The organism is Pseudomonas sp. GW458-11-26-14-LB4, from assembly GCF_059423925.1.
Window position 1 is genome coordinate 43,063 of the sequence record NZ_JBWKYU010000028.1, and the last position, 21,637, is coordinate 64,699.

Sequence of the window (21,637 nt, forward strand, 5' to 3'; positions counted from 1 at the left end):
TGTATGCGCATCGGACTTGTCGGTTACGGCCATGGCGGCCGGTTTTTTCATGCTCCGCTGATCAGCAGTCTGCCGGCGGCGACGTTCGTCGGCGTGGTCACCCGTTCAGCGGAGCGCCGACAGTTGCTGGCGGCGGAGCATCCGGGTGTGCCGGCCTTCGACAGCATCGGCCAGTTGGTGGAAGCCGGGATTGATGTGCTGGTGGTATCGACGCCCCTCAAGGGCCGGCCGGCACTGGTGCTCGACGGCATCGAACACGGCGTGGCGGTGGTCAGCGACAAGCCGTTCGCCGCCGACTGGCAGCAGGCGCAAACCCTGATCACCATGGCCGAGCGCCAGAATGTACCGCTCAGCGTCTATCAGAACCGGCGCTGGGATTCGGACTTTTTAACCGTGCGCAAACTCATCGAATCCGGCGCGTTGGGCCAGGTCAGCCGGTTCGAGTCGCGTATCGAGCGTTACTCGCCGTCGTCGGTTCACAACGGCAGCGGCGGTGGTTTCCTGCGCGACCTTGGCAGTCATCTGGTCGATCAGGCGCTGTTGCTGTTCGGTCCGGTGACACGGGTCTACGCGGAACTGGACTACCTGGAAAAAGACCAGGCCTTCGATCACGGCTTCTTCATGTCCCTGACCCACGTCGACGGCGTGACCTCGCATCTGGGTGGCAGTTGCCTGCAAAACAGCCCTGGCCCGCGCTTTCGGGTGAGCGGCACGCTGGGCTGTTACAGCGTCGAGGGTCTGGACGGGCAAGAGGCCCAGGCACTGGCCGGGCTCTCGCCGAAAACCGAAGGCGAGCGCTGGGGCGTCGAAGAGCACCGCCGTTGGGGCTGGTTCGAACACGGAGACGAGCGTGAGCGGGTTCCGTCTGAGCGCGGCTGCTGGAGTCAGTTCTATTTGCAGCTACAAATCGCGTTGCAAAACGGTGGCCCACTGCCCGTGGACGCCCGTGATGCACTGGCGACAACCCGCGTGCTAGACGCTGCGCGCCTGAGTTTCAAACGTCGTCAGGTAGTGGAACTGAGTGAGTTTGCAAGCCATGGAATAAAATCATAATAAAATTCTAAAACAGGTTGATATGGAAAATATTTTCCAATAAAGTCGATTCCAGATTCACTGTCTCGGGATACGTTCCAACGCTTCGACTGCTTGTCCGCTTACTGAAATCGTCATGCCTCATCCATAAAACCAACAAGAATGTGGAGAAAGACTTTTCATGAAGACCAAGACCCGTTTTGCCTCACTGGCCTTGTCCCTGATGTTCGCCAGCGGCGCTGCGCTGGCCGATATGAAGATCGGCGTCAGCATGTCCCAGTTCGATGACACCTGGCTGACCTACCTGCGCGAATCCATGGACAAGAAAGCCAAGTCCTATCCCGACGGCGTCAAGCTGCAGTTCGAAGACGCCCGCAGCGATGTGGTCAAGCAACTGAGCCAGGTCGAGAGCTTCATCAGCCAGAAAGTCGACGCCATCGTGGTCAATCCGGTGGATACCGCCGCCACCAAAAAGATTACTGAAGCGGCAGTGAAGGCCGGCATTCCGCTGGTCTACGTCAACCGCCGCCCCGATGACCTGAACCTGCCCAAAGGCGTGGTAACCGTTGCTTCCAACGACCTGGAGGCCGGCGAGATGCAGATGCAGTACCTGGCCGACAAGATGGGCGGCAAGGGCGATATCGTGATTCTGCTGGGGGACCTGGCGAACAACTCCACCACCAACCGCACCAAGGGCGTTAAAGAGGTGCTGGCCAAATACCCGGACATCAAGGTCGAGCAGGAGCAGAGCGGCGTATGGCTACGGGACAAGGGCATGACCCTGGTCAACGACTGGCTGACCCAGGGCCGCAAGTTCGACGCGGTGGTCTCCAACAATGACGAAATGGCCATCGGTGCCGCCATGGCCCTGCAACAGGCCGGCGTCGCCAAAGGCAGCGTGCTGATTGCGGGAGTCGACGGTACGCCGGACGGCTTGAACGCCGTGAAGAAGGGTTCGCTGGCCGCTTCCGTGTTCCAGGACGCCAAGGGTCAGGCCGACGGCTCCATCGATACCGCGGTGAGAATGGCGAAGAATGAGCCGGTCGAGCCGGCGGTCTGGGTGCCATTCCGCCTGATCACGCCGCAAAACGTTGACCAGTTCAAATAGTCCGTCCGTTCAATAACAACAATAAGCCCGCAAGGTGGCGATCGCGACCTTGCTGATGGAGTACCTGATCATGTTCGCTTCAGCGACTGCTTCGAGCACCCCTTTGACGGGGAGCCCGCCCACTGCAATACCTGTCGAAGAGCCGTACCTGCTGGAGATCCTCAACGTCAGCAAGGGTTTCCCCGGTGTGGTGGCGTTGTCCGATGTGCAACTGCGGGTACGCCCCGGTTCCGTGCTGGCGCTCATGGGCGAGAATGGCGCGGGCAAATCCACCCTGATGAAAATCATCGCCGGCATCTACCAGCCAGACGCCGGCGAGCTGCGCCTGCGGGGCAAACCGGTGGTGTTCGAAACGCCACTGGCAGCGCTTCAGGCCGGGATCGCGATGATCCACCAGGAACTCAACCTGATGCCGCACATGAGCATCGCCGAAAACATCTGGATCGGTCGCGAGCAGCTCAACGGCTTTCACATGATCGACCATCGGGAAATGCACCGCTGCACGGCGAAACTGCTGGAGCGCCTGCGGATCAACCTTGATCCCGAAGAGCAGGTCGGCAATCTGAGTATCGCCGAGCGGCAGATGGTCGAGATCGCCAAAGCCGTGTCTTACGACTCCGACATCCTGATCATGGACGAACCGACATCGGCCATCACCGACAAGGAAGTCGCCCATCTGTTCTCGATCATTGCCGACCTGAAAAACCAGGGCAAAGGCATCATCTACATCACCCACAAAATGAACGAAGTGTTCGCGATTGCCGATGAAGTGGCGGTGTTCCGCGACGGCGCCTACATCGGCCTGCAGCGGGCCGATTCCATGGACAGCGACAGCCTGATCTCGATGATGGTCGGTCGCGAATTGAGCCAGTTGTTTCCGGTGCGCGAAAAGCCGATCGGCGATCTGTTGCTGTCGGTGCGCGACCTCAAGCTCGATGGCATTTTCAAGGGCGTCTCCTTCGACCTGCATGCCGGGGAAATCCTCGGCATCGCCGGTTTGATGGGCTCCGGCCGGACCAACGTGGCCGAAGCGATCTTCGGCATCACGCCCAGCGACGGTGGCGAGATCCGTCTCGATGGCGAAGTGGTGCGCATCAGCGATCCGCACATGGCGATCGAGAAGGGCTTCGCGCTGTTGACCGAGGATCGCAAACTCAGCGGTCTGTTCCCGTGCCTCTCGGTGCTGGAAAACATGGAAATGGCCGTCCTGCCGCACTACGCCGGCCACGGGTTCATCCAGCAAAAAGCCTTGCGCGCCTTGTGCGAAGACATGTGCAAGAAGCTGCGGGTGAAAACCCCGTCGCTGGAGCAATGCATCGACACACTGTCGGGTGGCAATCAGCAGAAGGCCTTGCTGGCCCGCTGGCTGATGACCAACCCGCGCATCCTGATTCTCGACGAGCCGACCCGTGGCATCGATGTAGGCGCCAAGGCCGAGATCTACCGGCTCATCGCCTACCTCGCCAGCGAAGGCATGGCGGTGATCATGATTTCTTCGGAACTGCCGGAAGTGCTCGGCATGAGTGACCGGGTGATGGTCATGCACGAGGGCGACCTGATGGGCACCCTCGACCGCAGCGAGGCGACTCAGGAGCGGGTGATGCAACTGGCCTCGGGCCTGTCCTCGGTTCATTAATGGATACCGCTGGTGGCCGAGGCCGCCGTCGATGATGCGATAGAAAGGTGAGTGGTTATGAACGCGATACTGGAAAACAAACCGGCCACGGCACCAGTCAAGAGTCGCCGGCGCTTTCCGACGGAACTGAGCATTTTCCTGGTGCTGATCGGCATCGGCCTGGTGTTCGAACTGTTCGGCTGGATCGTGCGCGACCAGAGCTTCCTGATGAACTCCCAGCGGCTGGTGTTGATGATCCTGCAAGTGTCGATCATCGGCCTGCTGGCGATTGGCGTGACCCAGGTGATCATCACCACCGGTATCGACCTGTCGTCGGGCTCGGTGCTCGCGTTGTCGGCGATGATCGCGGCCAGTCTGGCGCAGACCTCGGATTTCGCCCGGGCGGTGTTCCCGTCACTGACCGATTTGCCGGTCTGGATTCCGGTGATTGCCGGGCTCGGTGTCGGGCTGCTGGCGGGGGCGATCAACGGCAGCATCATCGCCATCACCGGGATTCCGCCGTTCATTGCCACACTGGGCATGATGGTTTCGGCCCGTGGCCTGGCGCGTTACTACACCGAAGGCCAGCCAGTGAGCATGCTCTCGGACTCCTACACGGCCATCGGCCACGGCGCGATGCCGGTGATCATTTTTCTGGTGGTGGCGGTGATCTTCCACATCGCGCTGCGCTACACCAAGTACGGCAAATACACCTACGCCATCGGCGGCAACATGCAGGCGGCGCGCACCTCAGGCATCAACGTCAAACGCCATCTGGTCATCGTCTACAGCATCGCCGGACTGCTGGCGGGGCTGGCCGGCGTAGTGGCTTCGGCCCGCGCCGCTACCGGGCAGGCCGGGATGGGCATGTCCTATGAGCTGGACGCGATTGCCGCGGCAGTTATCGGTGGTACCAGTCTGGCGGGTGGAGTGGGGCGCATCACCGGCACGGTAATTGGCGCTTTGATCCTTGGGGTGATGGCCAGCGGGTTCACGTTTGTCGGGGTCGATGCTTACATACAGGACATCATCAAAGGACTAATCATCGTGGTCGCGGTGGTGATCGACCAGTACCGCAACAAGCGCAAGCTCAAGCGCTGAAATTAATCGTCCTGGCCTGCCAAGGCGGGATCAGCGTCATATACAAAAGCCGATCGGAGAGATCGGCTTTTTTATGCCTGCGAAAACTGGCTAAGTGGTTCAGGGTTTCTTTTCTTCCATCCCATCCTTTGAGCCACTGGATGTTTGCGCATCCTTCTCTGTCTCGTGGGACTCTGCACCGGAGTTCGACCCCGAGGCTTCTTCACCCTTTTTGTCGGCCTTGTCTTCTTTGGATTCGGTGCCTCCCTGATTGACTCCGGGAATGCCGGTAGGGGGGACGCTGCTTCCCGCCATCGCCAGCGGTGCGGTGGCGGATAAAAGACTTCCAAGCATGAGGGCTGCAATGGTTCTGTTCATCGTAGGGCTTCCGCGTCGGGTGGATGTATCTTGGAAAATCAGAGGCGAAGCAAAGTGCCGGGCGGCTGACGGGCGGGAGAGGTGGGAGACGGGTGGCGGTGGAGCTGCGCATCTTTATGGCCATCCTTCGGCCGAGCTTGGCTGAAAAAAGGCGGCAAATTGCTGGCCCCCGAATGTTTCAAGTCCCGGCAAACTCGCCTTTTTTCAAAAGGTTAGGTGGGCTATATGCGGACGATTGTCATCACTGTAGCAACGCTTTCCCTCGCTCTGCTCGCGGTGGAGGCCCAGGCCAGGGAACTGAGCAAGAGCCATCGTTTTGCGTGTACCTGGGGTTCGGACATCGCCGCCGGTGCGCAACAGTCGAAGCTGTCAGGGATTTCCCTGTATGGCGCGCGCAAGCGCCTGCAGGCGCGCAAGTTCCAGCAACCGTGGATGCGCATGACCGCCATGGGCATCACTGAGCAGACCTACGACAGCGCGTCGCGGCTGAAGCCGGCGGCCGTCAAGCAGACGTACTACGAACAGTGCGTTCGGCATGAGCTTGCACAGCGTTGAACGCAAAAGCCCGACCTGAATAGGTCGGGCTTGTTCATGTCCGGTGCAATGACAGCGTCACTTGTCACTTTCGCAATTGACCATCCACGACACGCCAAAACGATCCACCAGCATGCCGAAACGCGCGGCCCAGAAGGTGGCTTCCAGCGGCATGTCGACGCGACCATCCTTGGCCACGGCATTAAACACCCGTTCGGCCTCGGCGATGCTGTCGACATTCAGGGAAATCGAGCAACCGCTCATGCCTTGGGTGGGGCGGTCGGGTGTGGTGTCCGAAGCCATGAGCATCTGATCCCCGACTTTCAGGCAGGTGTGGATGATCAGGTTGTGGTGCTCTTTGGGGACATGTTCGGCGGCTGGCGTTTCGCCGAAGGTCATCATCGCTTCGAGCTTGCCTTGCAGGCATTGCTCGTAAAACGTGAAGGCTTCGCGGCAGTCGCCGTTGAAGATCAGGTACGGGTTGATTTTCATGGGGGTGCTCCCGAATAGGCAGTGGAACGCAGCGCGGCCGGGTGTGCCGAAGCAGCGTCATGGATTGACTCTATCCAGCAAAACGTTAGAACGCCGGATTGCCAACCGATGCTGCAAGAGTTTCCTTTCGGGGTGACCGATGGTCTGCGGGGAAGAGGCGTCAGGAATCGCGCGGGTTCTTCTGTACCGCAGCGCCCGCCACTCGGGCGGCAGGTCGGGTTTGCATCAGCGCATCGATCGCCTTGCGATAGTTCTGTCCGCCCAGCGCCATGCTGTTGTTGTGCGTTGCGCCGGGCACCAGCAGCAGGCGTTTCGGTTGCCGGGCGGCGGCGAACAGTTGCTCGCTGAAGCGCGACGGCACGAAGGCGTCGGCCAGGCCGTGTACCACCAGCAACGGCATGTGGATCTCGGCGATCTTGTCGATGGAATCGAATTTCTGCGACAGCAACCAGCGGACTGGAAGGGAGGTGTTGGCCACGGCTGCCGCAACATCCGCCAATGAAGTGAAGGTGGATTCGATAACCAGTCCGCGAACCGGCAGTGGGGTGTGGTTTCTGGTGGCGTCGCGACCGAGTTCGGCAGCCAGATCGATGGCGACCGCGCCACCCAATGAATGCCCGTAGATCAGGCGTTTGTTCGGATCGGGTTGCAACAGCTGGAAGCGTTCCCAGGCTACCCGGGCATCTTCGTACACCGTGCTTTCCGACGGCAGATCGCCACGGCTCTGGCCGAAACCGCGATAGTCGATGGCCAATACCGAATAACCTGCCGCGCGCAATTGTTCGATACGAAACAGTTGCCCGGTGAGGTTCCAGCGCACGCCATGCAGATAAAGGATGGCCGGAGCATTGGCGCGCTCCGCCGGCCACCACCAGGCGTGAATGTTTTGCCCGGCCTTGAAGCTCTTCGGTTGCAGATCGAGTTCCTGCACGCTGCCGGGCAATCCGTGATACCAGCCGGCGGTGCCCGGTTCGATGCGGAACAACAGCTTGCGTTCGGTGTGTTCCAGCACGGCACAACTCGCCGGCACGCCGATGATCAGGGCGGCCATGCAGGCGAACGCCAGACGGCGGCGTCGAAGTCGGGTCATGAAGGCAAAGAACATTAAACGTTTCACCAGAGCGCGGGCAAAGAACGCTTTTTACCAGATGCCTTGACCCGCGCGTGACATTTTCGACCACCGCACGCCTGCAACGATTACAAAATGCTGCAACGACTCAGTCGATCTTCAGCACGATCTTGCCGATGTGGTCGCCCGCTTCCATGTGGGCATGGGCCTTGGCTGCGTCGGTGAGCGGATAGACTTTGTCGATCATCGGCAGGCAGCGCCCGGCGGCGAGCACCGGCCAGACGTGTTCGCGCAGTTGATCGGCGATGGCGGCTTTTTCCGCCGAGGTACGGGCGCGAAGCAGGGAGCCGGTAACCACCGCACGTTTGCCGAGGATCGCCAGCAGATCGATGTCATTGGCCCGCGCGCCACCGAGGAAACCGAGCATCACCAACCGCCCATCCATCCCCAAGGCGCTGATGTTTCCGTTGAGGTACGAGCCGCCCATGATGTCGAGGATCACGTTCACGCCCTGGCCGGCGGTTTTTTCAGCGATGACAGCGGCGAAATCCTGTTCCCGGTAGTTGATCGCTTCGCCGCCCAGATTGTGGATCGCTGCGCATTTATCGGCGCTTCCGGCGGTGGCAAAGGCCTCGATGCCAAACTCGCGGCACAGCATCAACGCGGTGGTGCCGATGCCGCTGGTGCCGCCGTGGATCAAGGCGCGCTGGCCACGGCTGGCGCCGCCGAGGCCGAACAGATTGGCCCACACCGTGAAAAAGGTTTCCGGAATTGCAGCTGCCTGAATCCAGTCCAGCCCATCGGGAATCGGCAGGGCCTGGCCGGCCGGGACCGTGCAGTATTCGGCGTAACCTCCGCCATTGGTCAGCGCGCAGACCCGGTCACCGACCGCGAATGTGCTGACGCCGTTGCCAATCGCCACGACTTCGCCGGCTACTTCAAGGCCAGGAATCGGGTTCATGCCGGGCTTCATCGGGTATTTGCCGGCACGTTGCAGGGCGTCCGGGCGATTGATGCCGGCGGCACGCACGCGGATCAGTATTTCGCCTTCTGCGGCGACCGGCAGCGGGACGCGCCGGGATTGCAGAACCTCGGGCCCGCCCGGTTCGGTGATTTCGATTCGGGTCATTTCATTGGGCAACGTCATTTTCGATTCCTCTTGAAAAAGTGATCAGTAGATGGGAACGCAGTCAGGGCGCAATGATTCCCGTCATTCGGCGCAGCAGCGTTGTTCGACGGAGGAGGGCAGCAGTTTCATGGCGTGCTCAAGTATCAGCGCGATCACGATGGCACCGCCGGCAATCACGAAGAGCAGCGCATGTTGTCCGCCCGTGGCGTTGAACAGCGCCGAATAGGCGAAGCCCGCCAGCGCCTGAAACGTGGCGAACGACACCGTGGCCCGGCTCCACGCCACCTGTTGGCGATGATGATCCGGCACCAGCTCATGCACCCGGGCCAATGCCAGCGGCACAATACCCGGCGGAAATGAACCAAGGACCACCGCCAGCAGCGCCAACGCCAGGAACGAATGCGAAACCGCCAGCAAACCCAGGGTGATCGCCTGCACCACCAGCACCAGACGAATGCCGGTGCGCGCGCCAAGATGATCGGCGAGGAAGCCATAACTCACCGGGCCGACGATGGCGCCCAGACCGTACATGACCCAGATCAGAGCGCCGACGTGCGACCCGGCGCCCAGCCCCCGGGCGACGTAATCCACCAGGAAGACCATGGCCGGTACCAGCCCGGCGGCCATGAATGCGTACTGGGCAAACAACAGATAAACAGCAGGCGGTGTCGGAGCGACCGGTTCCACTTCAGCGGTGGTGGTGATTGCATGGGGCAGCTCCGAAGGCCAGCCGAACCAGCTCAATGCCGTCAGTGCCAGTGACAAAACGCCCAATCCCAGCCACGTCGCTTGCAGGCCAAGGCTCAACAGCAGCGGAACAATCGTGCCCGATCCGGCGATGCCCAGACCGATGCCGAGGAAAATCGCGCCGCTGGCCAGGCCCTTGCGCGCGGCCGGTACATGGGGCAGCACGGTCGCGGCCACCAGCACCATGATCGCGCCGCCCGCGATCCCGGACAGCAGGCGCCAGCCGAAATACCAGCTCACCGACACGGGATACGCACAGGCAAAGAACGCCACGGTCACCGCCAGCATCATCAGTCGCAAGGCATTTCTCTGGGTGAGCCGGCGTGCCAGCGGTCGGCCAAGGAGGGCGCCGATCAGGTAACCGACCAGGTTGGCCGCACCCAGATAGACCACATCATGGGCGGAAAACCATTGCGCCTGAATCAGCGAAGGGATCAGCGGCGTGTAGGCGAAACGCGCCAGACCGATGCTGACCAGGCTGGCGCAAAGTCCGGCGAAGATCGCCAGCCAGACACTTGTGTCCGGACGTTCGGGCGAAGCAGTTGAAGTGTGCATGACGGCAATCCTTTGAAAGGTTTATGGCGCCCAGCATATCGGCTATCGTTGCTGCGTTAATGCAGCGAGTTTGCGTGATAGTGATGCGTTTATGCATCAATGGAGAACGATATGAACTGGGATGATGCACGGGTGTTTCTTGCGGTCTGTCGCGAGTCGACATTGCGCGGTGCCGCGCGCGTGCTGGGCGTGGATCAGGCGACAGTAGGGCGACGCATCACGGCGCTGGAAAAGTCGCTGGGCGCGACCTTGTTTCTGCGCACCTCCGAGGGCTATGCACTGACGGCCGTCGGCGAAGCGGCGCTCAAGTCGGTAGAAAAAATGGAGCATTCGGCGCTGGAGCTGGAACGGCGTATCCAAGGCCTGGACGATCGCCTGACCGGCAGTGTGCGGGTCAGCACCACCGATTCGCTGGCCATCGATTTCCTGATCCCGGCCATTGCGCAGTTGCACGAACGGCATCCGGACGTGCGCGTGCAACTGGACGCCTCCACGCAGATCCTCAGCCTGGCCAAGCGTGAAGCGGACATCGCCGTGCGCAACACCCGCCCGGACAATCCGGACCTGATCGCCCGGCGCATCGCGCGTTGGCCGGTGGGGCTGTTTGCCTCGCAGGCCTACGTCGACAGCCATGGCGTGCCGACGCCGGGCAGTACGTTCGAGGGCCATGATCTGGTGGTGTACCAGCCGTATCTGCAAGGCAACAAGGACCTGACCCTGGTGACTGAACCCGTGACTCGCGGGCGGATCGTCGCCGGTCTGAGCTCCAGCCTGCTGGTACGCCGCTCGATTGCCGCCGGGCTGGGTGTAGGAGAAATCCCGGTCTACATGGGCGAGCGCGACGGTCTGGTCAGGCTGTGGCCGGAGCGTACGCGGCCGTTGCCTTATGAAGTGTGGCTGGTGACCCACGCGGATCTGCGCCATACCGCGCGGGTCAGGGCGGTGATCGAGCAGATTGTCGAAGCGTTTGCGCTGGAGAATGAGTAGTCCTTGATGCCGTGTAGGACGGCTACATCAGCTGACGATCTTGCCTACAACAGCGCCAGAATCCGCTGGCTTGTGAGTTTTTTGGCCGGGCCCTATCGTTTCTCACACCCGGAGTGAGCAGGTGCAACGCTCCGCGGTGATCAATCCAGGGAAGTATTGATAAACGTCAGAGGTGCGGAATTGATTGCAAGGGAATTCAGCCAATTTCAAGCAAGCGACATGGCCGGGCAAACGGATAGTAGTGAGTGTATGAACTACATAACGCGAGACGAATTCAGCGCCAGGATCGAAGTCATCGAGACTAGAATCGATGCACGGATCGAGTCCATGTCCGCCAAGATCGATGGCTTTCTGACCCAACAGGCTGAGCGGGATCAGGCACGGTTGGAGCTCGAAAAAAGTCAGGAGCAGGGCCGGCTGGAGCAAAAACGCTCTATGGAGGAGGCACGGTTCGAGTGGGAGCGATCTCAGGAGGCGGCTCGGGTGGAGCGTGAGCGGTCCCAAGACGCGGCGCGCCTGGAGCAGAAACGAGAGCAGGAGGCAGCACGGCGGGAGTGGGAGAAGTCTCAGGAAAAGTCGCGCCTTGAGCGGGAAGAGGCCCAGGAGAAAGTGCGCCTTGAGCGGGAGCAGGCTCAGGAAAGAATCCAGCTGGCGCACGAGAAGAATCTCGAAAACCTGCGGCAGGAGCGTTTGAAGGCTCGGGTGGGGCATGAAAAGGTCTTGGAGACGGCCCGACAGGAGCGGGAGACCGCCCGGGTCGAGCGAGAGAAAGTCTACGAAAAGGTCAGACTGGAACAAGAAAAGGCTCATCTGGAGCGCGACCAGCGTTACGCGATCGTCTCGGCTCGCATTGACAGGTCTCTGGAGCGAATTGACGAAGCCGTCAGGCAGGTCTCGACGATCAAGGCGAATTACTGGGCGGCAACGGCCGTACATTTTCTCGGAATGGTTGCCATACTCGCGGGTTCTTACTACGCCAATCAGGCAAACGTGCTCGTCACGATGCAGACCACCCTGGCCATGATTCAATCGGTGAAAGAGGCTGGAAACCCTGCGCCGACAGTGCTGATGAGCTTGCCAGCAGAATGAAAAACGGCCTTCAACGAAGGCCGTTTTTTTCGAGCGATGAAAACCACGGGCTTATGGCATTTCCGGCAATTCCTGCGGGCGCAGATCAAACACCAGGACTTCGGCATCCTGGCCATTGCTCAGGGTCAGTGCCTGTTCTTCACGAACCCGCACGCCGTCGCCTTCCTTCAACTGCACGCCGTTCAGTTCAACACTACCGCGAGCGACGTGCACATAGGCATAGCGGTTGGCAGGCAGCTTGAGGGTGGCGCTTTCCTCGCCATCGAACAGCCCGGCATACACCCGTGCATCCTGGCGCACTTTCAGCGAGCCGTGGCTGCCTTCGGGCGAAATGATCAGTTGCAGGCGACCGCGTTTTTTCTGTTCGCTGAAGTGCTCTTGCTGGTAACGCGGTTTCGCGCCGCTGACGTCCGGTACGATCCAGATCTGCAGGAAGTGCACAGGCTTGGTCGCCGAATGGTTGAACTCACTGTGGGCCACGCCGCTGCCGGCGCTCATCAGTTGCACATCGCCGGGGCGGATTACCGAACCGGTGCCGAGGGTGTCCTTGTGTTCCAGCGCACCTTCGAGCACATAGGAGAAAATCTCCATGTCACGGTGCGGGTGCTGGCCGAAGCCCTTGCCGGCGGCAACGCGGTCATCGTTGATTACCAGCAGGTCGGAGAAACCCTGTTCACGCGGGTCACGGTAGCTGGCGAAAGAAAAGGTGTGGAACGACTTCAACCAGCCATGATTGGCCAGACCACGGTCGGAAGCTTTACGAAGGGTCAGCATGATGAAATCTCCTTTCAGGACGTTGATTCGTCCGAGTGAGGAGAAGGTTACTGGTTACCCCGCGATGCAATAAGTAGATGAAAATTGAAATACTGTCCCGTATGAGTTGACAGTTGTGAGTACTGGATCACGCATTCTTTTCCAACGTTTCCACCGTATCTGGCCATAATGCGCAGACTTATGATTCCACATGGATTTTGGTGATACCCCCATGAAGACCGTGGCAATGGTGCTGTTTCCGGATTTTCTGCTGCTCGACATGGCTGGGCCGCTGGAAGTCTTTTCGGTTGCCAACCGCTACCTGAAACCGCAAGACCACTATCACCTGACCACCCTGGGCACCGCGCGTGGGCCGTTGCGTGCGTCCAATGGCGTCCTCGTGCACACCGATCGGCATATCGACGAAGCCGATGAGCGCTACGACTTGCTGCTGGTGCCGGGTGGCCCTGGCGCCTACAACGAAAAACACCCGCCGTTGCTCGACTGGCTGCAAGGCGCGGTGACGCGCGCCGGGCAATATGGCTCGATCTGTACCGGCGCGTTCGTGCTGGGCCATGCCGGTTTGCTCGACGGTTATCGTGTGACCACTCATTGGAATTACACCGAACGCTTGATCAAGGGTTTTCCGAAGGCAAACGTCGCCACCGACCAGATTTTTGTCGCGGATCGCAACCTGATCACCTCCGGAGGCGTCACGGCCGGCATCGATATGGCGTTGGCGGTGGTCGCCCGCGATCATGGCAAAAAGATTGCCCAGGACGTGGCCAAAGTGCTGCTAGTGGTGATGAAACGTCAGGGCGGGCAAGCGCAGTTCAGTCCGCTGATGGCCGCGGTGGCCCCCCAGGAAACGCCGATCACCCGGGTGCAGAACCATGTGCTGGAGCATCTTGAGGAAGCCTTCACCGTCGAGCGCATGGCAAGTCTTGCGAACATGAGTGCACGACACTTCGCTCGGGTATTCGCTCGCGAGGTCAATATGACACCCATGGAATTCCTGCAAAGTGCGCGCATCGATTGCGCGCGAAATCTGCTGGAGACCAGCGATCTGCCATTGAAAACCGTGGCCTACAAAAGCGGTTTCGGCAGCGTGCGGCACATGCGTTTTCTGTTCGGCGAAAAGCTCGGGCTGACCCCGACGCAATATCGCGAACAGTTCAGCTAGAGCGGTTCTGTCCGTTACGGGCATCCGGATGTCCGTGCTGGACCCCGCGTGGTGGTTGTACCGTCATCGAGGCCTGCGAAGATAACGGACATGAACAGCCTCAACGAATTGAACTCGGCGTCGGTCCTGCGTTTCGGGCCATACGCGTTCCATTTGCGCCAACGGCTGATCCTCGAAGGGGATCGGCAATTGCGCATGGGCGGTCGTGCGCTGGACATTCTGCAAGTGCTGGTCGAGCGCGCCGGACGGGTGGTCAGCAAAGAGCAACTGATTTCGCTGGTGTGGCCGACGTCGGTGGTCGAGGAGATCAACCTGCGAGTGCACATCGCTGCGTTGCGCCGGGCTCTCGGTGATGGTGAAAACGGTCAGCGCTACATCGTCAATGTGCCGCAATGCGGGTACAGCTTCGTGGCACCAGTGCAGGGCGACAGCGTCGCCCAAGTGGTGTTCGAAAGCCTGCAAGCACCCCAACATAACTTGCCCGCACGGCTGACGCCGGTCACCGGTCGTGATTCACTGGTCGGTGGTCTGGTCCGGCAACTGCCGTTGACCCGGCTCCTGACGGTGACGGGACCTGCCGGTGTCGGTAAGAGCACCGTGGCATTGCGTGCAGCGGAACTGCTGCTGCAGCATTTTCGTGACGGCGTGTGGCAGGTGGATCTGTCGCAGACCGACGAAGACACTTCGCTCCTCGATCACCTGCTGAAAACCCTCGACACTGATTTCCCCACCCTCGCAGCGCGTCACGCCTTGCTGGTGCTGGACAACTGTGAGCATCTGCACGAAGCCTGCCGGAACCTGGTGCAAAAACTCCTCGACGCCGCGCCCCGTCTGTCGATCCTGGCCACCAGCCGCGAGCCGTTGCGTCTCGGTCTGGAAGTCCTCCAGCCGCTGCCACCGCTGACCCTTCCCAAAGCCTCGGCCCTCAATAGTGTCGCCGAGGTCATGGGCTATTCGGCGGTGCAGCTGTTTGTCAGTCGTGCCCGCGCCCGACAACACGGCTTCTGCCTGCGTGAGCAGGATCGGGAAACGGTGCGCGATATCTGTCGGCGGCTCGACGGTCTGCCATTGGCGATCGAACTGGCGGCGGCGCAGATCGATGCGCTGGCGCTGGTCGGCCTTCAGACCCAACTGGATCAAGGCCTGCAAGTTCTGAGTCACGGTCGCCGCACCGCCGTGCCACGCCACCAGTCGATGAAGGCTGCGCTGGACTGGAGCTATCAGCGCTTGAGCGAGCAGGAACAACGCGTGCTGCAACGCTTGTCGGTGTTCAAGATGGCATTCACCCTGGATGCCGCAATCGGCGTGATCAGTTGCGCGCAATTGCCACCCTCGACACTGGTGGCAGTGGTCGAGCAGCTGGCGGCCAAGTCGTTGCTGACCACAGATCGGTCCAGCGGGACGCTGCGCTATCGAATGTTCAACACCACGCGCCGCTACGCCCGCGAACAGCTGGAGCAGGGCGGCGAACTGAGTGATGTCGAGCGTCGGCACGCGCGCTACCTGGGTCGCACCCGGCCAGCTTCAAGCGGCCGACTGACCGCGCAGTTCGTCGAGCAGTAAACGCACTTTGCGCAAATCCGGGGTGGCATAACCTTCGGTGAAGCGCTGGTAGATCGGTGTCAGCAATTCTAGCGCCTCACGATAACGCGACTGACGCTGCCACAACTGCGCCAGCGACGTGGCGCTGCGCAGTTCCCAGGCCAGGGCGCCTTGTGTCCGCGCAATCTCAAGCGATTGCTGCAAGGCGCTTTCGACCGTGTGATGGCAGGGCGATTCAGCCGCCAGCAATCGCTCGGCCCGGGCCCGCAAGATCTCCGCAGTACTCCATCCCGCCGCGCCACTTTGCGCGCGTTCGAGCAACGCATCATCAACGAAACCCGGATCCAGCGTGACCATGATTTCCCTGACCAGACCGCTGTCGGCGGGCGGGATGGCGGGGGCCTTGTCGGCGTCGATTACTTGCGCGTAGTGCCGCGCCCACGTGTAGAACAGCAGCACCGAATGCTTCTGCGCCTGTTCGAGCAACAGTTGCAGCAGTGCGCGGGCGTTCTGTACGTCGCCGTTGTAATGGGCGATCAGGCACGAGGCGAGTGCCAGGGTGTAGCAGATCGAAGTGCCGTGGTTGATCTGCACCGCGATGTCCAGCGCCTGCCGCGCCGTGCGCCAGGCCTGCTCGGGAAAACCTTGCAACCACAACACCCGGGCGAGGACGGTCAGCGAAGCGACGCTCTGGTCGTATTGCACGCCGAAACCGTGAGTGAAACGGTTGAGGTGGCCGCTGTGGGCCATGCGCTGAATGACCTGTTCGGCGTGGATTCGCGCCTGATGCTGATCGCCGGCGTAATGCAGCGCGAGTACCCGCAAGCGATGGGTACTCAGGGACAACTGCGCATCGCCGTGCACACCGAGGCTTTCGAATTGCTCGCTCTGCTCCAGCGCCATCTGGTAATGCCCGCAACTGAGGTTGACCGCCATGTGTCCCGACACTGCGCGCAACTGGCCGGCCATGTCGTCGTGCCGTTGCGCCAATTGGCGAGCGCTGACGAAGGCTTCGATGGTTTCCGGTGTGCCACCCCAGGTGTGGTAACAGGCGCTGCCCAAGGCCAGTTTCAAGGCGATTTCCAGTCGCGGGCAGGGCGCGTCGGATGACGCCAGCAATGCGAGTGCCCGACGCACATGCACGCCGTACTCCTTGAGCAGGGACAACTCCTGCCACAACGGCGCCGACGTCGCCGTCAGTCGAACGCCGAGCGCGCGCGAGCCTTCATCGTTCAGCGTCCACTCAAGCGCCGCCCGCAGGTCTTCGAGGCCACGGGCGTAGCGCTCGATCCAGACTTCGGTCGCCGTATTTTCCCAATCGGCCTGGGCCTGATGCATCAGCGCCAGGCTGCGTTCGGCATGGCGTTCGCGGGTTTCGCCGAGCTCGGCGGCCTGGTCGAGTTTTTCCAATGCATAGCGGCGGGTAGTGTCGAGCAGGCGATAGAACACCTCTTCATCGCCGACCTCGACGTTGAGCAGCGACTTGGCGACCAGTTGCGTGATCGAGGCAAATACTTCGTTCGACTCGATGTGCTGACCGACGATAACCGCCGCCGCCGATTCCAGCGTGAACGCGCCACGAAACACGCCCAGTCGGCGCAGGCCGGTCTGCTCGCAGGCGTTGAGCAGATTGAAACTCCAGTCCAGCGTAGCGCGCAGGGTTTCATGCCGACCGAGGCGCGTCTGATTGCCCGCCGGCAAACGCCCCTGAAGCTGACTCAGCAAACCGTCCAGCCCGAGGCCCGCCACCTGCGCGGCCGCCAGCTCCAGTGCCAAGGGAATGCCGTCCAGCCGTCGACAGATGTCGATGATCAAGGGCAGGTCAGCGTTGCCCGGCTCAAAGTGTTCGTGCGCCGCCATCGCCCGTTCGACGAACAGTTGCAGCGCAGAAAATCCCATCGCCTGATCGCGGTCGAGCACCGCAATCGGTGGCGGACAGTCGAGAGATTCCAGACGTTGCACATACTCGCCCTCGGCGCGCAGGCTTTCGCGGCTGGTGGCCAGAATATGCACCTGCGGCGCGCCACGCAGAATGCTTTCACTCAGCAATGCCACGGCGTCGATCAAGTGCTCGCAGTTATCGATCACCAGCAGCATCTGCCGCTCGCGCAGGCTGTTGATCAGGCAGGCCATCGGTTCACTGGCATGCAGCGAAAGGTCCAGCAGGGCGGCGAGGTGCGAGCAGATCGAAGCGGGATCGTTGAGTGGTGCCAGATCCAGCAGACGAATACCGTCGCGATAACGGCCAATCAGCTGTTCGGCGACGCGCAGCGCCACGGTGGTCTTGCCGATGCCGCCGGGGCCGACCAGGGTGATGCAGCGCTGGCGCGGCAGTTGCGTCATCAGGCTGTCGACCACCGACTGGCGACCGATCATCCGCGTGCGCCGCAATGGCAGGTTATGCCGGCCGAGGTTGGCGGCGGCGGGGCGTTGTTCGATGGATTGCAGCACGACCGGCGCGACGAAACTGTAACCGCGCTGCGCCACGGTAACGATGTAGCGTTGCCCGGCCTGACCGTCGCCGAGGGCCTTGCGCAGCGCGGCCATGTGTACCCGCAAATTGATGTCTTCCACCACGCTGTCCGGCCAGACCCCGGCGATCAGCTGCTGCTTGCTCACCACCTCGCCGGCGTGGGCCAACAGGATCAGCAGAATGTCCATGGCGCGGCGGCCCAGGCGCAAAGGCTGGTCGCCCTCAAGCACCAACCGCTGGCCGGGGTGGATCCGATAGGGGCCGAAACCGATGGCCTGATTCGGGGAAAGACTCAACCGCTCACTCCTTCGACGTTTTTTATGATCCTGGTCCGCCTCGGTGAAGAATCCGTGACGGGCAGGGCGGGGAGCGACTCGAGGGTCACGCAAGCCGTCTAATCCGCAGTATCCGGGCATATTCCTCAGGATTTGTCGCCAGTGCAACGTGCGCGCAATGCACGCGCCCTGGCATCACTCAGCATCCGGTGCCGTCACCACTGTATTTAAAGGCCGGAACCTGTGCCGGCTCACCCGACAGCCGGGAAAAATTAACAACGATTAACTCGTCCGCGCCCGCTTCAGAGCCAAAACTCCGGGGCAATGGAATGCATACGTCCGGAGGACGCTGCGATGAGCAAGGTAGTGGTGGTCTATCACAGTGGCTACGGGCACACCCGCGTCATTGCGCAGGCAGTGGCCCAAGGTGTGGAACGCCATTTGGGCAGCACCTGCCTGTTGCTGGCGGTCGAAGACGTCGAGGCCCACTGGGATGACCTGCACCGCGCCGACGCCATCATCTTCGGTGCACCGACCTACATGGGCAGCGCCTCGGCGGCGTTCAAGCAATTCATGGAGGCCACGGCCTCGTTCTACCTCGCCCGGCCGTGGCGCGACAAACTCGCGGCGGGCTTCACCAATTCCGGCAGCCTGTGTGGCGACAAACTCAATACGTTGCTGCAAATGGCGGTGTTCGCCGCTCAGCATTCGATGATCTGGGTCGGGCTCGATCTGCTGCCGGCGCGTGCGTGCGGAGGTGTGTTCGATGGCCAGTTGAATCGCCTCGGCAGCTCCCTCGGCGCAATGTCCCAATCCAGCGTCGAGCAACCGCCCGAGCAGGCACCGCCTTTGGAGGACCAACAAACCGCCGCGCACCTGGGCGAGCGGGTGGCGCGACTGGCTCAGCGGATGGCTGGGGAGTGAAACCGCCTCAGCGGTTTTTCATGACCTGACAACGCCACGCAAACGGATTGATGCCTTCGCTGCGGGTGAAGATGTGGCAGAAGTGCGCCTGATCGCAGAAGCCGCATTCCAGGCTGATCTGCGTGAGGCTGTGGTTGGTCTGCTGGATCAACAGCTTGGCACGGGCAATGCGCTGGGTACGGATCCAGTCTTGCGGCGAGTACCCGGTACTGCACTTGAACGCCCGGGAAAAATGGCTGCGTGACAGTGAGCAAGCGCTGGCCAGTTCGGTGACTTCAAGGCTGTCGCCGAGGCGTTCGAGGATCAGCTGTTTCACCAGCCGCTCGCGCTGCGGGCTGAGGCCGCCGGTGCTGGTCTTGCGGGGTTCGCTGGCAGGGGCGCGGGCGACGGTTTGCTGTAAGTGAGCCATGGCCAAGGTCCGTGTCGGTGGGGAACGCACGGTCAGCGCTTTCCCTCAGGTCAATAAAACAACGCTGCGCAGAGGGATTCATTGTTTGGTGAAGGGCGAGTGCTGACGAGTTAAACGTTGTTAATTCCACCGTCGGCTGCAACTCAGCACACCGCTGCAAGTCCCCATGACGGGAAGCGGGCAGGATGGCGACGATTGGGGGCGGGCCATAAGGGGCCGCAGAATCGGGCTCGGGCGAGAGGATGCATATGAAAGATTTGTTCAACGGCGTAATCGGCATGGCGTTGGTCGGTGTGATGTCGACCGCCATGGCGCAGGCACCGCAGGTTGGCACGCAGGCGCCGGGTTATTTCCGGCTGGCGCTGGGCGATTACGAAGTGACGGCGCTGTTCGACGGCTACAACGACTTGTCGCCGAAGCTGCTGCAGGGCATGAGTCAGAGCCAGATTCGCGCGCTGCTGGCCCGTCGCTCGATTGAAACGCCGGGCGTGCAGACCGCGTTCAATGCGTTCCTGGTCAACACCGGCAAACAACTGATTCTGGTGGATACCGGCGCGGGCCAGTGCATCGGCGCCACTGCCGGCCAGCTCTCGGCGAATATGCAGGCAGCGGGTTACAAGCCTGAGCAGGTCGACGCGATTCTGCTGACGCACCTGCACCTGGATCACGTCTGTGGACTGGTCGACGGCCAGCAACGGCCGATCTTTGCCAATGCCACGGTTTACGCCGCCAAGGCCGAAGCCGATTACTGGCTCGATCCGCAGGCCGAGGCGAAGGCGCCAGCCGGTGCCCGGGAGTTTTTCAAGATCGCCCAGGATTCCACTGCGCCTTACGTGGCGGCCGGGCGCTTCAAGACATTCGCAGAGGGCCAGTCGCCTTTGCCGGGTGTGGTCGAAGCGACACTGGAAGCCGGGCATACGCCGGGCAGCACCACCTACCGTTTCACTTCGCAGAACCAGAGCATCGTGTTCATGGGCGATCTGGTGCACAACCTCGCGGTGCAGTTCGATCATCCTGAGGTGGCGATCAGCTTCGACGTCAACAGCCAGCAAGCGATCAAGAGTCGTAATGCGGTGTTCAGTGCAGCGGCGGCCAGCAAGACCTGGGTAACGGCTGCGCACTTGCCGTTCCCGGGCATCGGCCATATCACCGCGGTCGACAAACACTTCCAGTGGGTGCCGGTCGAATACGGTCCCTACAAACGCGCGGCCAAAGTACCGCTCATCGAGTAAAGTGCCCATCTTTCACGTCAGGCTCAAACAAGGAAAACGTGCCCCATGAACCGAAACGATCTGCGCCGCGTCGACATGAACCTGCTGGTGATTTTCGAAGCACTGATGTTCGAAAAGAACCTGACCCGCGTCGCCGAAAAACTGTTCATGGGCCAACCGGCGGTGAGCGCGGCGCTGGGCCGCTTGCGCGATCTGTTCGACGATCCGCTGTTGCTGCGCAACGGTCGCGGCATGGAACCGACGGCGCGGGCGCTGGCGATTCTTCGGGAACTGCAACCGGCGATGGACGTGATTTCCGGCGCGGTCAGCCGGGCCAAGGAATTCGATCCGGCGACCAGTTGCGACGTGTTCCGCATCGGTCTGTCGGATGACGCGGAGTTCGGCTTGTTCCCGCCGCTATTGCGCCAGTTGCAGGAAGAGGCGCCGGGGATCGTGGTCGTGGTGCGCCGCGCCAACTACCTGCTGATGCCGACGTTGCTGGCCTCCGGGGAAATCTCCGTCGGCGTGAGTTACACCACCGATCTGCCGGCCAACGCCAAGCGCAAGAAACTGCGCGACATTCCCTGCAAGGTCTTGCGCGGCGACAACCGGCCAGGCCCGCTGACCCTCGACGAATACTGCGAGCGACCCCATGCGATGGTGTCGTTCTCCGGCGATCTGAGCGGCAACATCGACGTGGACCTGGCCAAGGTCGGTCGCAGCCGCCGGGTGGTGCTTGGCGTTCCGCAATTCAGTGGCTTGCGCGCGCTGCTGGCGGGCACCGAGATGATCGCGACCGTGCCGGATTACGCGGCGTGTGCGTTGGTCGAAGGCTGTGCGTTGCGGGCTGAAGATCCGCCGTTTCCCATCGATGCGGCGCAACTGTCGATGGCGTGGAGCGGGGTGCATGACAACGACCCGGCGGAGAAATGGCTGCGGTCGCGGATCAGTCAGTTCATGTCGGTGACGCTGGATATTCCGGTGGTTTAAGCGTGCCGTTCGTCTGAATCAACCCGCAACCTGTTAGTTCTGACAGTGGTGCGTGCTCGTCT

The 21,637-nt window shown here is 61.4% G+C and carries 20 protein-coding genes; 12 read left to right on the top strand and 8 right to left on the bottom strand.

The genetic code is table 11. From position 1 onward, the window contains the following. Positions 1 to 3: 3 nt before the first annotated feature. From AC07XZ_RS27155 to AC07XZ_RS27170, 4 genes are all read left to right on the top strand, one after another. On the top strand, positions 4 to 1,053 hold the full coding sequence (locus AC07XZ_RS27155) for a Gfo/Idh/MocA family protein (RefSeq protein ID WP_102688402.1): 1,050 nt from the start codon (positions 4 to 6) through the stop codon (positions 1,051 to 1,053). Between the two features lie 160 nt (positions 1,054 to 1,213). Beyond that, positions 1,214 to 2,140 (top strand): sugar ABC transporter substrate-binding protein, encoded by a 927-nt coding sequence (locus tag AC07XZ_RS27160; protein ID WP_007956051.1) that lies wholly within the window; start codon positions 1,214 to 1,216, stop codon positions 2,138 to 2,140. Between the two features lie 70 nt (positions 2,141 to 2,210). Beyond that, a complete protein-coding gene (locus tag AC07XZ_RS27165; RefSeq protein ID WP_102688418.1) occupies positions 2,211 to 3,776 on the top strand; it encodes a sugar ABC transporter ATP-binding protein in 1,566 nt (521 codons plus the stop codon). A 57-nt stretch (positions 3,777 to 3,833) separates the two neighbouring features. Continuing rightward, complete coding sequence (locus tag AC07XZ_RS27170) at positions 3,834 to 4,856, top strand: ABC transporter permease (RefSeq protein WP_007956055.1); 1,023 nt, start codon at positions 3,834 to 3,836, stop codon at positions 4,854 to 4,856. Between the two features lie 99 nt (positions 4,857 to 4,955). On the opposite strand, the gene AC07XZ_RS27175 is transcribed toward AC07XZ_RS27170, so the two are convergent. After that, positions 4,956 to 5,213 (bottom strand): hypothetical protein, encoded by a 258-nt coding sequence (locus AC07XZ_RS27175; protein WP_007956057.1) that lies wholly within the window; start codon positions 5,211 to 5,213, stop codon positions 4,956 to 4,958. Positions 5,214 to 5,438: 225 nt separating this feature from the next. Here AC07XZ_RS27175 and AC07XZ_RS27180 point away from each other — a divergent pair, with 225 nt between their 5' ends. Next, positions 5,439 to 5,768 (top strand): hypothetical protein, encoded by a 330-nt coding sequence (locus tag AC07XZ_RS27180; protein WP_085747785.1) that lies wholly within the window; start codon positions 5,439 to 5,441, stop codon positions 5,766 to 5,768. 57 nt (positions 5,769 to 5,825) lie between these two features. Here AC07XZ_RS27180 and AC07XZ_RS27185 read toward each other — a convergent pair whose 3' ends face one another. The 4 genes from AC07XZ_RS27185 to AC07XZ_RS27200 all read right to left on the bottom strand — a co-directional run bounded on the left by AC07XZ_RS27185 (position 5,826) and on the right by AC07XZ_RS27200 (position 9,739). Then, positions 5,826 to 6,239 (bottom strand): VOC family protein, encoded by a 414-nt coding sequence (locus AC07XZ_RS27185; RefSeq protein WP_102688403.1) that lies wholly within the window; start codon positions 6,237 to 6,239, stop codon positions 5,826 to 5,828. A gap of 160 nt (positions 6,240 to 6,399) precedes the next feature. After that, a complete protein-coding gene (locus AC07XZ_RS27190; RefSeq protein WP_102688404.1) occupies positions 6,400 to 7,344 on the bottom strand; it encodes an alpha/beta hydrolase in 945 nt (314 codons plus the stop codon). Between the two features lie 112 nt (positions 7,345 to 7,456). Next, positions 7,457 to 8,455 (bottom strand): NAD(P)H-quinone oxidoreductase, encoded by a 999-nt coding sequence (locus AC07XZ_RS27195; protein ID WP_102688405.1) that lies wholly within the window; start codon positions 8,453 to 8,455, stop codon positions 7,457 to 7,459. Positions 8,456 to 8,518: 63 nt separating this feature from the next. Next, positions 8,519 to 9,739: a YbfB/YjiJ family MFS transporter gene (locus AC07XZ_RS27200; RefSeq protein ID WP_085747781.1), complete on the bottom strand. Its 1,221-nt coding sequence runs from the start codon at positions 9,737 to 9,739 to the stop codon at positions 8,519 to 8,521. A gap of 111 nt (positions 9,740 to 9,850) precedes the next feature. On the opposite strand from AC07XZ_RS27200, the gene AC07XZ_RS27205 reads away from it, so the two are divergent. Continuing rightward, positions 9,851 to 10,726 carry a LysR family transcriptional regulator gene (locus AC07XZ_RS27205; protein WP_102688406.1) on the top strand — a complete coding sequence of 292 codons (876 nt, stop codon included), beginning with the start codon at positions 9,851 to 9,853 and terminating at the stop codon, positions 10,724 to 10,726. Between the two features lie 327 nt (positions 10,727 to 11,053). Then, complete coding sequence (locus AC07XZ_RS27210; protein ID WP_146023261.1) at positions 11,054 to 11,815, top strand: hypothetical protein; 762 nt, start codon at positions 11,054 to 11,056, stop codon at positions 11,813 to 11,815. Positions 11,816 to 11,866: 51 nt separating this feature from the next. Here AC07XZ_RS27210 and AC07XZ_RS27215 read toward each other — a convergent pair whose 3' ends face one another. Beyond that, positions 11,867 to 12,589 carry a pirin family protein gene (locus AC07XZ_RS27215; RefSeq protein WP_085689135.1) on the bottom strand — a complete coding sequence of 241 codons (723 nt, stop codon included), beginning with the start codon at positions 12,587 to 12,589 and terminating at the stop codon, positions 11,867 to 11,869. A gap of 211 nt (positions 12,590 to 12,800) precedes the next feature. Between AC07XZ_RS27215 and AC07XZ_RS27220 the strand changes: the two genes are divergently transcribed. Both AC07XZ_RS27220 and AC07XZ_RS27225 read left to right on the top strand, forming a co-directional pair. Continuing rightward, positions 12,801 to 13,751, top strand: a complete 951-nt coding sequence (locus AC07XZ_RS27220; protein ID WP_102688408.1) for a GlxA family transcriptional regulator — start codon at positions 12,801 to 12,803, stop codon at positions 13,749 to 13,751. Between the two features lie 90 nt (positions 13,752 to 13,841). Continuing rightward, on the top strand, positions 13,842 to 15,314 hold the full coding sequence (locus AC07XZ_RS27225; protein ID WP_102688409.1) for an ATP-binding protein: 1,473 nt from the start codon (positions 13,842 to 13,844) through the stop codon (positions 15,312 to 15,314). On the opposite strand, the gene AC07XZ_RS27230 is transcribed toward AC07XZ_RS27225, so the two are convergent. Beyond that, a complete protein-coding gene (locus AC07XZ_RS27230) occupies positions 15,276 to 18,062 on the bottom strand; it encodes an ATP-binding protein (protein ID WP_102688410.1) in 2,787 nt (928 codons plus the stop codon). The genes AC07XZ_RS27225 and AC07XZ_RS27230 overlap by 39 nt on opposite strands. A gap of 333 nt (positions 18,063 to 18,395) precedes the next feature. On the opposite strand from AC07XZ_RS27230, the gene AC07XZ_RS27235 reads away from it, so the two are divergent. Then, entirely contained in the window at positions 18,396 to 18,965 is a 570-nt protein-coding gene (locus AC07XZ_RS27235) for a flavodoxin family protein (protein WP_102688411.1), read from the top strand. 7 nt (positions 18,966 to 18,972) lie between these two features. Here the strand turns inward: AC07XZ_RS27235 and AC07XZ_RS27240 are convergent, their stop codons facing one another. After that, entirely contained in the window at positions 18,973 to 19,374 is a 402-nt protein-coding gene (locus AC07XZ_RS27240; RefSeq protein ID WP_064595111.1) for a helix-turn-helix domain-containing protein, read from the bottom strand. Positions 19,375 to 19,622: 248 nt separating this feature from the next. Here AC07XZ_RS27240 and AC07XZ_RS27245 point away from each other — a divergent pair, with 248 nt between their 5' ends. Then, the gene (locus AC07XZ_RS27245; RefSeq protein ID WP_102688412.1) at positions 19,623 to 20,606 is read left to right on the top strand and encodes an MBL fold metallo-hydrolase; all 984 of its coding nucleotides are present in this window, start codon (positions 19,623 to 19,625) and stop codon (positions 20,604 to 20,606) included. Between the two features lie 45 nt (positions 20,607 to 20,651). Continuing rightward, positions 20,652 to 21,575 carry a LysR family transcriptional regulator gene (locus AC07XZ_RS27250; protein ID WP_007956084.1) on the top strand — a complete coding sequence of 308 codons (924 nt, stop codon included), beginning with the start codon at positions 20,652 to 20,654 and terminating at the stop codon, positions 21,573 to 21,575. Positions 21,576 to 21,637 lie beyond the last annotated feature (62 nt).